11 protein-coding genes and 1 pseudogene are annotated in these 14,671 nt (G+C 41.6%); all 12 read right to left on the minus strand.

The genetic code is table 11. The features are described 5' to 3' along the window. Positions 1-140 precede the first annotated feature (140 nt). Positions 141-3,431 (minus strand): hypothetical protein, encoded by a 3,291-nt coding sequence (locus IDZ20_RS07690; protein ID WP_188150835.1) that lies wholly within the window; start codon positions 3,429-3,431, stop codon positions 141-143. After that, positions 3,432-6,365 (minus strand): hypothetical protein, encoded by a 2,934-nt coding sequence (locus IDZ20_RS07695; protein WP_188150836.1) that lies wholly within the window; start codon positions 6,363-6,365, stop codon positions 3,432-3,434. Between the two features lie 472 nt (positions 6,366-6,837). After that, entirely contained in the window at positions 6,838-7,266 is a 429-nt protein-coding gene (locus tag IDZ20_RS07700; protein WP_188150837.1) for a group II truncated hemoglobin, read from the minus strand. Positions 7,267-7,529: 263 nt separating this feature from the next. Continuing rightward, entirely contained in the window at positions 7,530-7,895 is a 366-nt protein-coding gene (locus tag IDZ20_RS07705; protein ID WP_188150838.1) for a hypothetical protein, read from the minus strand. Next, positions 7,886-8,446 carry a peptidoglycan recognition protein family protein gene (locus IDZ20_RS07710; protein ID WP_223144928.1) on the minus strand — a complete coding sequence of 187 codons (561 nt, stop codon included), beginning with the start codon at positions 8,444-8,446 and terminating at the stop codon, positions 7,886-7,888. The genes IDZ20_RS07705 and IDZ20_RS07710 overlap by 10 nt, the downstream gene beginning before the upstream one ends. Positions 8,447-8,616: 170 nt before the next feature. Beyond that, positions 8,617-8,970, minus strand: a complete 354-nt coding sequence (locus IDZ20_RS07715; RefSeq protein ID WP_188150839.1) for a hypothetical protein — start codon at positions 8,968-8,970, stop codon at positions 8,617-8,619. A 107-nt stretch (positions 8,971-9,077) separates the two neighbouring features. Continuing rightward, positions 9,078-9,413 carry a type II toxin-antitoxin system RelE/ParE family toxin gene (locus IDZ20_RS07720; protein WP_245792192.1) on the minus strand — a complete coding sequence of 112 codons (336 nt, stop codon included), beginning with the start codon at positions 9,411-9,413 and terminating at the stop codon, positions 9,078-9,080. Then, positions 9,362-9,628, minus strand: a complete 267-nt coding sequence (locus tag IDZ20_RS16495) for a CopG family ribbon-helix-helix protein (protein WP_188150841.1) — start codon at positions 9,626-9,628, stop codon at positions 9,362-9,364. The genes IDZ20_RS07720 and IDZ20_RS16495 overlap by 52 nt, the downstream gene beginning before the upstream one ends. 123 nt (positions 9,629-9,751) lie before the next feature. Next, positions 9,752-10,129 (minus strand): hypothetical protein, encoded by a 378-nt coding sequence (locus tag IDZ20_RS07730; RefSeq protein WP_188150842.1) that lies wholly within the window; start codon positions 10,127-10,129, stop codon positions 9,752-9,754. Positions 10,130-10,547: 418 nt separating this feature from the next. Then, a complete protein-coding gene (locus IDZ20_RS07735; RefSeq protein ID WP_188150843.1) occupies positions 10,548-11,033 on the minus strand; it encodes a hypothetical protein in 486 nt (161 codons plus the stop codon). Between the two features lie 68 nt (positions 11,034-11,101). Beyond that, positions 11,102-11,452 (minus strand): annotated as a pseudogene (locus IDZ20_RS07740) (TIGR02594 family protein); the annotation flags it as partial. A 322-nt stretch (positions 11,453-11,774) separates the two neighbouring features. After that, a complete protein-coding gene (locus IDZ20_RS07745; protein WP_188150845.1) occupies positions 11,775-14,474 on the minus strand; it encodes an ATP-binding protein in 2,700 nt (899 codons plus the stop codon). Positions 14,475-14,671: the final 197 nt, after the last annotated feature.

Genomic DNA, 14,671 nt, shown 5'->3' on the forward strand with positions numbered 1-14,671 from the left:
TATGAAGGTCTTGTTGTTACCGCTTGTCATATAGCACCTTGTTATTTCCAACTAGCGAATACCGTCTATAAAACTGATTCGCAGGTATGCTGGGTATACTCTACTCTATTATCTAGGTTAACTAGTAAAGCTGTACTAGTTTATTCTGTGATCTCTTCTTCGCTGTTATCAAACTCATCGTTAGCTATCATCTCTTCAATCGTTTGAGGCTCCCCGTTTTCGAGCGTATCTATAATACTTGGTCGACGTAGGTCGGGGACGAGGCGTGGTTGCGGCCTGCGCATTTCTTGCGGGAGTTTAAGTGTTGATGCATCCTCGATTTCTTTAGCTTTATTAATAATACTTTGAGTTGTGTCTATCGCTGTTTGAACTCGCTTACTGATTTTGGTTTTACTATCGCCGTAGGGCTGAATAAAACTAGGGTGAGCCGGTGAGAATCTATTCCAAACACGATGAAGGTTACGACGCGCGGCCAATAAATTTTCGCCTTTGTTAACGACCTCTGGCGCAGGAGGTCTAACGGGCCCGTCTTCCGGTGTGGCTGTTGGTTCTGGTGTTTTAACGGGGGGGCGGAATGGTTCGCTTAGGTAAAGGCTCTTGTACGCGGTAGTGTAGTCCAAACAAGCGGAATATACGACTTCAGCCTCCTCTATGATCGCTAGTGCCCACTGTTCAGAGTGACCCCGTAAAATACTGAGTTCGGCATTAAGCATGTCGCAAAACGGATTCATATCTACACCTAAATACAGCCAGAGCGGAAAGTAGCTTCGAAATCGGCTATCGAGAGCGGCGGCTGAAATTCTGTAGTCTTCGTCACTTAGTTTATAGTCGTTGTGGTTATATTGAGCATGCCAGTGATGGTGGTGATTAAGCACTTGAACGGGAACCGCTTCGGTAAGTACTTTGGCCAGCACTTTATCTACCCCGGCAAGTTCAGTTTCAAATGGCGCTGGCGCGTGAATATCGAGTATGTCTTCGCTTGTATCTAATAATCCTTCGCGAATACCGCGCATGGCTTTGAAATGGGTAAGCTGTGAGGCGAAGATAATCTGCGACGCACCCGATAAAATCAGTGCTGCGTGGCCAACAAGATTGAGCTGTGATGCTCGTTGAGAAATATAGTGTGGCGTGCCGAGAAAGTCTGATTCAATTTTATCAAACATATCCGTTTCATTTTTATAAAGTGACGAAGGTGAATGCCGAACAATCTTTATAATATCGCAAAACGCCTGCTTTCGAACTTCGTACCACAACCGCGAAAAAATATGCTGTTGCTCCCCCGTTGTAACGTCGGAATTTTTCCTGTCTTGCGTTACGCAGAGCAATTGGGAAAATCGTTTATAGCCTTCTTTTGGTTTGGACTTATTGCCGCAAACCTTAATTGGTGCAAATTGAGGCAGTGTTTCTAGGTAATCTGGCCAGTGCTTTTTTACCAGCTCGCTAATGTCTTTAGAATTCTTACTGACAGGCCAATCTAACGTGTCGGGACCAAAGCGCAGATCGAACGTTAACCCGTCTCGGTGGGTTTTATGAGGTGGCTTTCTCCCACCCCATAGATAAGAGCCCGCGATCACTCGCAAGGTATTGGGCAGCGGTCTATTTTCCAATTCGGTTAGCCAAATCTCCAGGTCGTTTGGAATCGTCGATGTTAGCGTTTCCGCTTCTTCGTCTTTGCGGTCACAGCGTTCTTTAACAACTTTATAACCAAGCCTCTCACAGTCAACCGTATCACTGGCTGGAATAGATAAACCCAGATCATCTACAGCAATGCCAATCAAGTAGGAAGCAACATAAAGGTGTGCCTGAGCAATAACGCGTGAACCTTGATATAAACTGCGGTCGCCAGAACGGTCGTAGCGTGCATTGGGAACCTTCAAAATGGGGTAACGTGGACGGCTTAAATAGAATTCGGAATAACTCATGGAAAGCTTGGGTGAATAAGGTGGAAGCTTCCGAGGATCTTTTTTGCGTATAGCGTCGGATGCAAAGGGTAGAATTAGCGGCGATTGCTGGAATTTCTGTAGTTGTTGGCAAATGCCCGTGAGTATTTGTTGTTCACCCGCTGCATTCATCTTATCTGATTGTTTTGCTGAAAGTTGCCAGTATTCGAAGAATTGAGAAGGTTGCTTTAGCAAACCGTTTAAATACCGATTTGAGGTTGTGCGTTGCAGCTTGCTGTCGGCGGTTTGAGTATTGGAATCCGTCGTGTATTGAGCTAACTGCGAATTCGGCGCATCGCCTGTTTCCTTGCCAAGGTAGGACACATATTGATGATGTTCAAACTGTTTGGCTTGAACCAGCTCCCAAAGACCGATAGCGGCATAGGAGGTTGTAGAATCGTAAAGCTTTAGCACCGGTAGCGATGTAGTGACGATCTGTGTAAGCAGATCCGCAAAAAATACCCGTAGAACAGAGGTTAAAACCAGCGCCCAATAGAGGCCAGTTTGAGCCGCTATACTGCGCGGGCTTAAGTATTCAGCTGGGAAGGCCAGTTCTCGTTTACGCCGGTCGTCGTTACTTTCGTAGCGTAATACATGATCAAAATGTTGCTCTAGGGTATCCAGCGATAGCTGTATACCTTTAAACCAATTGGTGAGCGTTGGTGCCGACTTATAAATGCCTAATGCAAGAATATCCTGCTCCAGCTGCTTTACCTGCTTTCTAACCTGAATATGTAAATCAAAACCTGCCAGCCCCATAGCGCCAGGAACCAGTGGGATTCTGTTGTCCGGCAGGTGTTGATAAATACTGCGATGAGACGCTTTGTAAAGGCTGGCCGAAAATTGCAGCGTAAGTTGTTCCGCTAACCCGTAGTCAGCAAATCCAGCGGCAACTAAATCTGCCGGCGATTCCGCGAGATCCAGTATTTTGGCGAAGGGCTTGTTATTACTAATGCGATGAAGATAACTGAACTCTATGGATTCTCTAATAGCTTTCAAATCGACACTACTGCGGATCATGTCAAGATGATGGTGTATCTTATCGAGACAGGGCGGAAGGTTTCGCGCTTTATCATTTCGCCATTCAGGGTTGCTTATTACATTCATGACGATACGTGGCACTTTTGCGTTGCCATTAATGTGATTCGAGCGGGGTAGGTCGGCGTGGTGACTTTTATTTAATACGCTTCGCAATAATGCGTAACTCGAATGTAAACTGTTTAGAGTTGAAAATAGTGCATCATGTTGTTCGTTACGCTGCTTATTCAGTTCAGTGGGTAGGTCGCGTTGGAAAAGCTCTGTCCAATTAAACTTGTATATATAAGATGTTTGCGAGTTATAAAAACGAAGTGCCTCCACCAGCAGGCCGTTGTTCGACAAGTCGAGTGAACGTGGAAAGACGATCGCTGCAGGCTCAGTCGTCTTCGCGTGCCCTTGATTATCACGTAAGTATTCAGTGGGCGAAACACTCAGGCGTGGTTTACGGCTCATTTAGCCGCACGAGTCCTTGAAAACTGGGTAGCTATTATCCTCGCGCAGTTTGACCATTGATGTTGGTACTACCAGATCCCACGGCTCATCTATTTTAATACCGTTTAAAAGATCTTCTGGTTGGTTCATTAAGTCCATTATTGTGGTTAACTGCTCCTGATTAAGTGGGCCGCCAGCGAGTAAGCCGGAATCCAAAAAGCCAAGAATCTGCTGAGCAAATTCGTTGCGTACCGGAACAACCGTTCTAGCTCCGCCCGCTTTTAAAAATCGTTGGTGAATACTGTCGTTATCTTCAATTTCGCCGAGTAAAGCCCAGTCACTCGCGCTAGCCCAGTAATAGGGGAGTAATTGATAAGTCATATTCTCCCATTCAAAAGCCGACTCGAAAAAGCGCACAACGTCTGGGTAATTATTGCTAGTGAGTGTCTCAGACACTTTCGCCAGCATTGTTTGAACGGCACATCGCTTTAATTCATCTTGTTCTATCTGTCTATTTTCCAGTGGGTTTCTAGAAAACGCAGGGCTATTTAACTTAGCGAGTAATGCCGCGCGTTTTTCTTCGTACTCCGCCACCATGCTGGCGTGCGACTGGAGAATATGCTGGTAGGTTTCGAGTTGCCATTTTTGCAGCCCGTGTGTTGCGATCTCACATTGAACTTCAATAGTGAAAGATACCGGGGCCATATACCAACCGGTAATAGAGACAGGTACTGCGCCACTTACATCATCTAGCGTTATTTCTCGCCGCGTGATGGTATCGGTTAAGGGTAATTCATTTTGAAAAAATCGACGCTTATCGGAAATACTAACCCGCGCCTTAGCCGCACCGACACCGAAGCCCAGAATATCAATATCACGACGGCGCATAAAGTTGGCGACAACGTAGGCCTTTACGGCCTTGTAGCCTTCAGGCACAGCGATTTCTGCGGTAACTGAATCGAATAAATTTACAAACGCAAATGCATGCTCAAAGGTAAAGCTCTTGGGAACACTTAAAAAACGCGGTGGATAGGCTGTTACACCGGAAACTCTAAATCGCTCTACATATTGCCGGTAGTTTGCGCGAGTTAAATCTTGCGGGCCAAAATCGATCTCTGGCGGTGCCTGTAAGTTTTTAAGCGGCGCTTCCGCTTTTTCGGCTGCGAGTTGCAGCAACCGAGCAGCAGGTTGCGGAATCATAAATTCCAACATTAAACGCTTACCGTACAGCCATGTTTGAGCGCACAAAACCTTATTCACATATTCGTACATACCTATCATATGGTTGGGTTTGTCGGTGTTGTCGATTGTATGGCGATTGAATTCCTCAAATTCCTGAACAGACTTTCGCGTCCGTTCTTGTCGCACGCGTTCTTGAATACGTTTTACCGTTTGCTCGGTTACTTCGTGGGCAAAAGCACTGGAAAAACTTGTGGAGGTTTCGGCGGTAGAATCTAGCGAAAAGCCAGCACCAGATTCGACGCCCACAGTAGGCCCGTACGAAGCACTAACCCGAACATCTGCGTTAGTTGAAAGGGACACACTTAAATGTGCCTGCGACTCATTTTGCATTTCAAAACGGTCACTGGTTTGCAAGTTCTTTTCGTTCTCTTCATTAGTTTCGGTCTCTTCTGTAAAAGACTCTTCTATGGTATGTGAACGCCGGTGGGTACGTTCGCGCAACTCGCCGCGAAGTGCGTTCTCGATATGTGCGAGATCGCCACCTTCATAACGCACCAACTCTTCTCGAACAACCAGTAAATCGCCCACACCAAGCACAGACATAGACGTAGACCAATCTATATGACCGAGCACATAACTTTTTGGAAAAGTGTTATAGCCTTTACCCGCTTTGAGCAAAGATTTGCCCACTACCATTACACCTTGGGTATTATTGGCGGAGCTCTGATATTGCATGTCGAGCATAGACTCTAGCTTGCTAACCATGACTGGCGCCGACCATTGTTCGGGGTTAAGTTTTAGCTCTGCCAAAATGTTTTTGGTAGAAGGCGAAAGCCCGGTGCGTATCGAATCACTTAAAACGCGATGCTCCGACGAACTGGCGCTATCTGGTTTGCCTGCGGCGGGAGTTGTACCAAGGAGTTTGTCTCGAAATAACATCTTAGCGGCGTCGGAGGTGGTCTTGGCGTTAACTAGTTGCGCCAGAGATTTTGTGCCATCTCGCTCAATGAGCGCCGCGAGTTCGAGTTCCTCGTCAAATTTTTCGAAGTCGATTGGCGTGGTCGCGTCCTCTACATAATTTTCGTGAGATACAGTTCGCCACGCGGCCGAAAGTTCATCAATTGCACGTTCGATTTTTTCGGCTTTTTCGTTTTTGTTTTCTGTGTCTGTTGTTGTGTTCGCGTCGGCTGGTATATTCGGCTTGACTGTATCCGCCGTATTCCCAAGCGGAGTCGGCGCGCTAGGTGGTACAACATTTGGCAGTGCGAAGGGGGCGTTTTTAAATTGCACAAGATCCAGTGCGGTATCTGGATTCGCTTTAATAGCGCGAATCAAATGAATTGCTCGAATAGCATTGCGTATATTGCGATGCCTAATTCCGGGTATTTGATGGATAAATAAGTCGACAATACAGGTGTTTTCGAGCTTTTCGAGGTCCTCCGTCAGGGCTTTTTGTTCAGTATCAAAAAAGGCCTGAAGTTGCTTATCGTATTTGCCTTTAAACTGCTTCGCCGTTTTACTTGAGTCCGCATTCACTAGTTGACCAAGACGAATCCACGGCAAATTTAAATCATCATCTTGGTGTGCATAACCTTTAGTTGTTGCTATTTTCTCGGCTTCTGCTCGGGTGTTAGCGGTATCGCCGGACTTAATGGCGTCAACCAGATCGCCAACCACGGTGGTTGCCTTTACGACTATTGCGAGTTCTGGTAAGTCGGTAGGAACAGCCGGTGGCCGAATATTGACGAACTTAAATACCGTGTTAATAGCCATAAGAGTTACCCATCCTTAATTGTTGTGGTTAGCCAGTTCATAGCGTTGGTGTATGGGCTAATAAAATCTACGTTTACCTGCAAGTGCGGAACAGCAAAGCATACATATATTGTAAGGTTTAGGAATGGTTATCCTCAGGCGCTGAAAAAACAAGGTAATAATTGCCTTTTTCATAAAAAGGCACGCCACAATGAAGCTAGCTTATTTCAGATGTAAAAAAACCCGACCAATTGATCGGGTTTAGTTAGTAATAGAATGTTTGGTTAATACTCTTATGCTAATAAAGAATAATTGTGAAGTTAACTAAGAATGCGAAAACCAAACAACGCTGATCCCAGTGCAGATGCGATAGGGTCTCAAAAGACATTAACAATGTCATTAGCTTGATGGTGAAAAGCCATGAAAATTTTAATCAATAAAATTAGGGTGTAAAAGAATTCGACGAGCTTCACGAATAATGTTCGAATAAACGTTATGGATTCGTTTGGTAGGCTTCACTCGCCATACGGATTCTTTCGGCGGGAACTTTTAGTTGTTCAATCAAATAGGCTTTGAATGCGTCTTCATAGGGCTGGAGTGCCACGGCTTTCTGCATGCAAAAAATCCAAGCATCTCGCTCGTCAAAGCCAATCGATAAGTGTTTATGTGCAGCGGGGATAATAATTCGCCCGAAATGTTCGGCATATAATCTCGGCCCACCTAACCAACCGGATAGAAAGTAAACAAGCTTTGTTCGTGATTCGGTAAGATCGCTTTTATGCATATTACGAATTTTACTGGCTTCTGGAAGAGTCTCCATAAAGTCATAGAATGAATCAACAAGCTTGGTAAGGCCTTGTAGCGCGCCCGCGGCGACATATGAGTTATCGCCAATACCATATTGAATAGTTTTAGAGTTCATGGGAGTTCCTATACTGCTGTAATCGGCAAAAAGTAATCACCGTAACGGATAACGAGCTAATTATCTTACAATCCGTGATGTGCGACGAATAGCCTACAACAAGTACTCTACCGAGAGTATTACTACTTTAATTGTTTCTATAGCATTTAGATATTTTTTGTAGAAGCGCTAAGATTAGGTAAGGGATAGATAGACAATGTAACTAGAGATACTAGGGTCAAGAACTGAATTGCAACAGCGAAGGCCTTTACCTATCGGCATTTCTAATTAAACAGATCCTCACAAGAGTCGCATACATAATAGTTGACTTCGTCATTACATTTTATACTTCCAATAGATGATGCCTGTATTTTCCAATCACAAGCTTTGCCACTGACCTTAAGCACTCCCTCTAAATAACAAGGTGCAACATTATAGTGATCATGTATTATTTTATACTCTACTTTTCTTGATTTTGAAAAGAATTTTTCGACTTCGTAATTACTTAAATCAACATCAGATGGTTTACAAACATTAATATCTTCTGTTTGAAAATCTTCAACATATACGTCCGATATTCTTTGGAGTGGCACACAAGAAACTAATAATAAAAATGCAGGTAGATAAACTAGTTTAAATACTATTTCCATTTCGCTGCGCTCGCTTCACCTGGATTTTTATAGGATACAGTTGGATGCCTATAAACATCCGAGGTGGTTGTACTAAAGTGCTTGTTTAGCTCATTCACCAACCACTGAAGTGATACATTTTGTAGTGCCGTTACTGCTTCATAAGTTTTATCGTCTAAATGCTTCCCAACGAGTTCTATTCCTACGGAATCGCTATTAACTGGAAATCGGTCTGGGTAAGATTTGGCCCTCTCATGCGCATCCAATGCTTTGATTCGAGCACCCCATGACATAGTCAGGATTTTTGTCATGGCTGTATTTCTGCAATTCGCACTACTTAAAGTCAGACACTTCGATTTTATTAAACGCCCAACATGGTAACAACGCATATTCATGCTGGCCGTTTGATATATTTCGCTAGCCTTTGAGATAAGAAAATGTGCTCCATTTCCACCTGCACTGTAACCATTAAAAGTATGTTGAGCCGTTGGAGCATCGGTTTGATGCACAACTATGGCTTCAATAGCTGGTAACTTTCCGTGCTCAATGTTTTTATAGCGCTTTAGTTTCACCTTAGGGCTATAAGCATTCCATCTTTATCTATCTTTGACATTTCATGTTCCTTTTTGATTCTCGCTAACGCCGCTATTTGCGGAAACCTTTGTGGAGTTTTGTTGTGGGGCATAATGGCGAAGCCGCCCCACAGCAAAGCGGAGCAAAGGTTTTCCGCAACATAGCTTTGTTATGTGGGGATTGTTGCTAGCCATTCACTAATACCTCTAAGTGCTAACGAGCCAGAAACTAATAAGAAAGCAAACGACCAATATTGCATAGGAATCCAAAAAAATGTATGGCTATCCTTAAGCTCAACTACTTCTCTCGTTTTCGGGTCTATTAAGACTCTCCCCGGTCTCGAATTTACATAGTCTCCAAATAAATAATTTATGCCCGACGCAGCCACAAATATCAGCGCTCCTACTTGATCAACAGCCAAGAAAGAGGTGCCTACATTATTTGTAGAAATAATACCTAAAGCGAAAAGAGCGCAAAATCCTAATATAGGACTAAAAACTCCAAAACCAGTAAATATAAACATTTAGTATTTTCTTTTTTCCTCTGCCACACTATAACGTCGCGTTAACCGGCAGACAAAGTGTTGTCGCTTTTGTGCAATAATGAGCGTAGCGATGGTTGAACGCTTTGTTATAAATTTTTTTCAATTTCCTTATTGTGCCAAACTCTTAAAATGTAAATAGTCTCATTATTTATAAGGTAGCGAACTGTATAGTCTCTAATATAAAGATCGCGAATTTTTTCTGGATCGTTTGCTTTCAACACGGGCAAGCCAATTTCTGGAAATTTTTTAAGCCGGTCCACGCCCTCCTGAAGGTCTATAGCAACTCGACGTGCAGCGTATGGATTTTTATTTTCGATAAATTCGACTACGCGATTAAGATCGTCAATAGATTCTGGTGCGTACTTTATTTTCATATTTCCGGCTTGGATCTCCGACTTCCCGTTCCCCAAGAATTGAGCCATGCATTGACATCTTCCTCATCTAGGGATCTCCCTGCCTTTATCGATTCAAGCGCCTCGAGCGTATCTTGCCATCGAGAACCTTCAAGAGATTGCTTTGCAATAAACTCTTTAATCGCCTGATTTATCAGGTAATTTTTGCTTCTATCTAACCTTTTGGCTAAGAATTCTAATGGCTTATCTATATCTTCGTTTAGCCTAATACTTGTGATACTCATAAACACACCCGCACATGTAGTTGTTTGTATTACATCTTAGTACAGTACGCATATTCTGGCTAGCGGTATTTATAACGCCGCCAACACGGGCCGACCAAAGGGAGGGCCAGCCCCGAAGGGGCTTTAGTGGTCGGCTTTGTTATGAGTGTTTGCCGAATCAATGAAGCCTTCTCCGTCAGCAATCTTTCTAACTACAAAGGAGTCGCGACCTATAATTGTTTCTATATGGAAAACAGAATCTGTTGCTTCTACTACTCGATAAGCATCATAGTAGTACGGGTTACGTCTATTGGTCTTTTCGATAGAGTCACCGACTAGCCTAGCATCGGTAATCGTGAAATAGATATTGTCGGACACACCCCATTGGCCATATTCAGTTGATACGTCTACAGCCCCGTCATTTGTGATGGTTCTGAAAGATATTCTATATGTGCCATCTGACTTTCTATCAATAATCCATTCAGCTAGGTCACCTCCCTTTAATTTCTTTTCCCTTTCCATGTGCCTACAAGGTTATTCTAGTACTCGACTTTCTCATCAGATAAATACGGTTTTTCTATGTATGATGGACTAGACAAATTGGCACAGCCACTCAGAATAGCTATCAATGTAATTGTCAATATTCTTAGAATTTTCATATAGCTCCCTTAAACTCATAACGCCAAGCTCACCTGCAATTTTTGCTGTGAGCGTTTGTGTAAAATCGAGCTACGCGACATACACAAAAGCGAGCGTAGCAATATGTGTACGCGTGCAGTTTTTTGTTAGGCGGTCCCAACGGAGCCAGCTTAAACAATGGATATACCCCATATATGCATCAGGGAGAAGGCGAATTTCAGGCACGATACAATCTCGCTTTACCTCAGCTGAAAGGGGGGGCGATAGTGAAACCGAGCTTCTTCGAGCCAAGTAATAACTCTTAGTTTTCACAATGACTGCCTAATTCAGTAGGAGATTGGTTTGACTTCATTTTGGCAGCTTTGCCAGCCGTCTTGATAAAAGTTTCAGTGGCCGGGAACTCTGCTCCAACACCAGGCCAGTAATATTGGCCCTTGTTTTCACACAAGGTGATAATCACTAGGTCTCGGTTAAATACTACTTCTTCACCGGGCTCGACGAACATCCGGTAGTTAATCACCTTTTGCTTTTTACCAGATATGTGTTTGATAACCTCAGCACTTAACTCATACTCATCGCTATCATTTGCGTTTGAGGATAGTTTCATTACTTTTTTGTGGGTTACCACTGCAGTAAAAGAAGTACTCAAGACAGATTCGGTTAGAAATTCTTGTTGCGCATTAGCTTGATTCGTACAGGCTTGGTTTATCATAGCACCAAAAAAAAGAACTAGAATTTTCATCGTTACAGTGGTTTTAGTGCTGATTTTTTTAAAATTATTAGTCATTGTTTACCTCGCTATTCGACTCTGTTACTTTTTGCCTTACCTTTAACATAAGGCCAATGTCTTCTGTACTATGCTTCCGAGTCGGCTTTTTCTGCTGGGGCTGTATAAACGGGTAGACGGCCAAAATTTTTATCTAAGGTTTTAGGTACAACAAAAGTTTCCCATACATTTCGCGGGTATTCAGCAATGCTGACTTTATCGCCCTGATTTCCTCCTAAAATAAATAGCTCTTTACCCGAAGCACTTTTACCTACAACAAAGCCTACATGCCCACCACCTTTGCGGCTCTTAATCGCGATTGCACCAAAAACGGGGTCTTTAATGGTTTTACCAAAATCTTTCCAAGACTTTGCACGAAAGGAATTCTTCACTGGCGTATGGCCATTTTCTTTCATGACCCAAGCAACAAAAGACCCACACCATGCATTTTTACCGCCTTAATCATCCGTTCCCCAAAATTTTGATACGTTGAAGTAATTGAGGATTCTCGGGTTTGCTTTGGCGCCAGCAACTTCGCTTTGCCCTAATTCCCCGTAGGCCGTTTTCACCCACGGTGTAAATAGAAACAGCATAGTATGCGAGTGATTTATGAAGTTTTGCAATCCAGATGGAACGAAGAAAGACATGACGTGATCCTTTTTGACGAATATTTATTGTAATTGCTATAGGAGCAATGCTTAGCCTAACGCCCAACTCAGCCGACGCGTTAGCGATCGGCTGGAGTTGCTTGTTATGTGATTCTTAGGCTTCAATAATGTCTAGAACAGGAATTGCTTTCCCTTCTTCAACCCTATCACTTGGAATAACAAATAACTTAGTCCCAACCGATACACTTTCCCATGCTGAATATAATTCTCCAGATGTGTTTTCTTTCGTTAAAAAGTATTGCTTAGCATTCATATCCCTAGCAAATTTCCTTTTAGGATCTTTCATCACATGATAAATACTAACCTCCACATAAGATGAGTCCAGATCAGATGAATTTTCTTTGGCATCTGCTTCTTTAGATAGGGAGGTTAAAGGGTTGTTTTCTATACTAATATCCCTGAGTATTCCGATAGTAGATTTAATCGCTTTTATTTTTTGTTCTGTATTTTTTTCTAAAAATTGTTGGTCAATAATCCCTTTTTGATGTTGGCTGATAAAGTTCAGAGAAAGCATACAAAACTCTTTCCACTTTTCATCATCACACAATTTTGGTACCACATACTCAATTTCTTGAATTAATTTTAAACTTTGTATACAAGGGCTTTTCAAATATCCTGCAATCTTAAAAACTTTATCCATTACTCTGATGCTGTTAATCATTCCCTCAACATAACTGTTGACATTAACTCTAAAGCTATTCTCTACTTGCCTTTTGAAAGCGGTAGAACGATACCCTCCAAATAAAGCACTAAATAATTCTTGGTCTTCCCACCCTTCTGTTAATTTTAATATCGTAGGGTAATCACCTTCCCATAACAGAGATTGAAATACTCCGTGATACACACTTACCAAGAACTTTTTATCTGAAATATTTTGTTTTTTACACAGAGATAAAAGCTTTTGGTAGGTTTCCGTACTATCTCCATAATCTTTAGAACGAAAATAACAATCGGCCAATACAAATAGATTTAAAGGGTCCGCATCTTCGATACATGCAGCCACTTTTGCTTGACTTTTCGCGGTATTATAATCTTTTAAATAGCTTGAAATGCGAGCATATTCTCTCTGGAATATTGCCATATTTTTAAAGGTATCATAAGAGTTTTTGAATTTTCTTAAAATCTCTCCCATTTTATCCATGTCAGATTTTCGACAACGATGAAAACTTTCAAGTAATATTTTTAAGCTCTGATTAGTATCACTTGGTATATATGCAACATTTAGTTTTGAAATTGATAGTTCTATTTGCTTTTTATCAGCTTCGCTTGCTTTAGCATTAATAAGGTTTTTTTGTTCAAGAATTTTTTCTCGAAGTACAATATTTTTTGTATCTAGTAACAACAAATCTCTAATTGACGAACTCAAATCAAATAGTTCGACATCATCAAAAATCTTTCTTGAAAGTAAACTTGTAGGAATTAATTCTATTAATGCATTTGAAAGTTCATCCAAACTTAAATGAAGTAGCGAGCATAAATATATTTTTTCACATTCACCGGATAGGAGTAATGCCTCTAAAATCCCATTTGCATTATCAGATAAAGATTCGATTAGGTTTCTGAAAGAAAACTCTGCAATTTCAGTTTTAGTACTAGCTACTGCAGATTGAATAGCGCTACCACGGATTATTTTATCAACGGACAATCTGATTGCTAGTGGGTTATAATAACAATCAGTTGCTATTTTTTCAGAAAACTCTCTACCTAAAGTTTTTCTACCTTTCTTTGTAATATATGAATTAATTAAATTAATAGAATTTTTCTTACCTAACGGCTCTAAAGTTATTGACTGGTTAGAACTAATCATTGTTCGACTAGTAACAACAACCCTCCATAACGGAGGAAGTTCTAAGTTTAGCTCATCAAATGCCTCAGGATTATCTCGTAATAATGTCTCTAAGTTATCTATACAAATCAATAGTTTCTGATCTTCAAGGTATTCTATACATTCTTCGAAATCATTAAACGGAACTTCATATGTTTTTTCCGCAGCCGTTGTTAATGCTCCTTTTAACTGCTCTATGGTTTGTGGTGCACTCTGACTCTGTATCCCGTTAATTGTTAGGCTTTCAGTTTTAAGCGTAATAAATATAATAGCGTCAGCATATGATGATGTTTTCGGGTTGGTTACTTGCTGTTGAAGTAAGTCCAAAACTAAAGCGGTTTTTCCATACCCACCTGGGGCTACAACTGCTACAGTGTTTACTCGGGGGTTAGTTAAAAGCTTTATTAATTTATCGTGTTCCTTTTCTCTACCTATTAACCCAGTGACATTGTGCTCAAAGTGTTCAGGAAGATTGTTTCTAATTTCAAAAAGCGAATTAGCTAACCATTCATCAGGAGGATCAGATATTATTCCTTCCTCAGCCGAGAGTAGGCATTCATGTATACCTTTTATTCCTAAAGCGGCAATTAAAGGATCGCTAGCGAATGCAGCTACACGATACCAATAACAATTAGGGAAATTTCGGTTTGGATGAGCTATTGCATTCCTAATATCATAAAGTTCATAAATAACTGCTAACTTTGATATTTCACTTACAAGGGTATTGAACGATGTATTATCTGTTGCTACTGAAGCTAGCTGAAATATCTCAGATAAATATGTTCGTTCTACAACATGGTCAATTGTCGTAACTTGAATATCAAGCTTCCTTTCTTGCAAAGTATCCAAAAAAGAAGATGGGATTTCACCAATATCACTAATATTATTTTTAACGAATTCCCCAAAAGATTCTTCGATCTCAAATAAAAGCATCGCAGCTTTGCGTCTTACTAATGAATTATCTTTCACTTTGATTCCCTTGAAACACTTATTAATTTAATTTCAACGACAAGTTTGAAATAACACTGTCACATAACGCCCGCATTTGCGGCTGGTTTGGAGCGCAGCAGAAAACCAGTCCGACAACATGCGCTTGTTATATGACCCGAATTCATATACTAACCGCGACACTTTTTAAAAATAGGAAGGCGAGCTGTAAAATAGCC

The organism is Teredinibacter waterburyi, assembly GCF_001922985.1.
GTDB lineage: Bacteria > Pseudomonadota > Gammaproteobacteria > Pseudomonadales > Cellvibrionaceae > Teredinibacter > Teredinibacter waterburyi.

What these genes read in the sequence shown, in the direction of transcription:
- IDZ20_RS07695 (WP_188150836.1), bottom strand. Translation starts at nt 6,365, where the DNA reads ATGGCTATTAACACGGTATTTAAGTTCGTCAATATTCGGCCACCGGCT.
- IDZ20_RS07720 (WP_245792192.1), bottom strand. Translation starts at nt 9,413, where the DNA reads ATGGCTCAATTCTTGGGGAACGGGAAGTCGGAGATCCAAGCCGGAAAT.
- IDZ20_RS07700 (WP_188150837.1), bottom strand. Translation starts at nt 7,266, where the DNA reads ATGAACTCTAAAACTATTCAATATGGTATTGGCGATAACTCATATGTC.
- IDZ20_RS07690 (WP_188150835.1), bottom strand. Translation starts at nt 3,431, where the DNA reads ATGAGCCGTAAACCACGCCTGAGTGTTTCGCCCACTGAATACTTACGT.
- IDZ20_RS07715 (WP_188150839.1), bottom strand. Translation starts at nt 8,970, where the DNA reads ATGTTTATATTTACTGGTTTTGGAGTTTTTAGTCCTATATTAGGATTT.
- IDZ20_RS07705 (WP_188150838.1), bottom strand. Translation starts at nt 7,895, where the DNA reads ATGGAAATAGTATTTAAACTAGTTTATCTACCTGCATTTTTATTATTA.
- IDZ20_RS07735 (WP_188150843.1), bottom strand. Translation starts at nt 11,033, where the DNA reads ATGACTAATAATTTTAAAAAAATCAGCACTAAAACCACTGTAACGATG.
- IDZ20_RS07730 (WP_188150842.1), bottom strand. Translation starts at nt 10,129, where the DNA reads ATGGAAAGGGAAAAGAAATTAAAGGGAGGTGACCTAGCTGAATGGATT.
- IDZ20_RS16495 (WP_188150841.1), bottom strand. Translation starts at nt 9,628, where the DNA reads ATGAGTATCACAAGTATTAGGCTAAACGAAGATATAGATAAGCCATTA.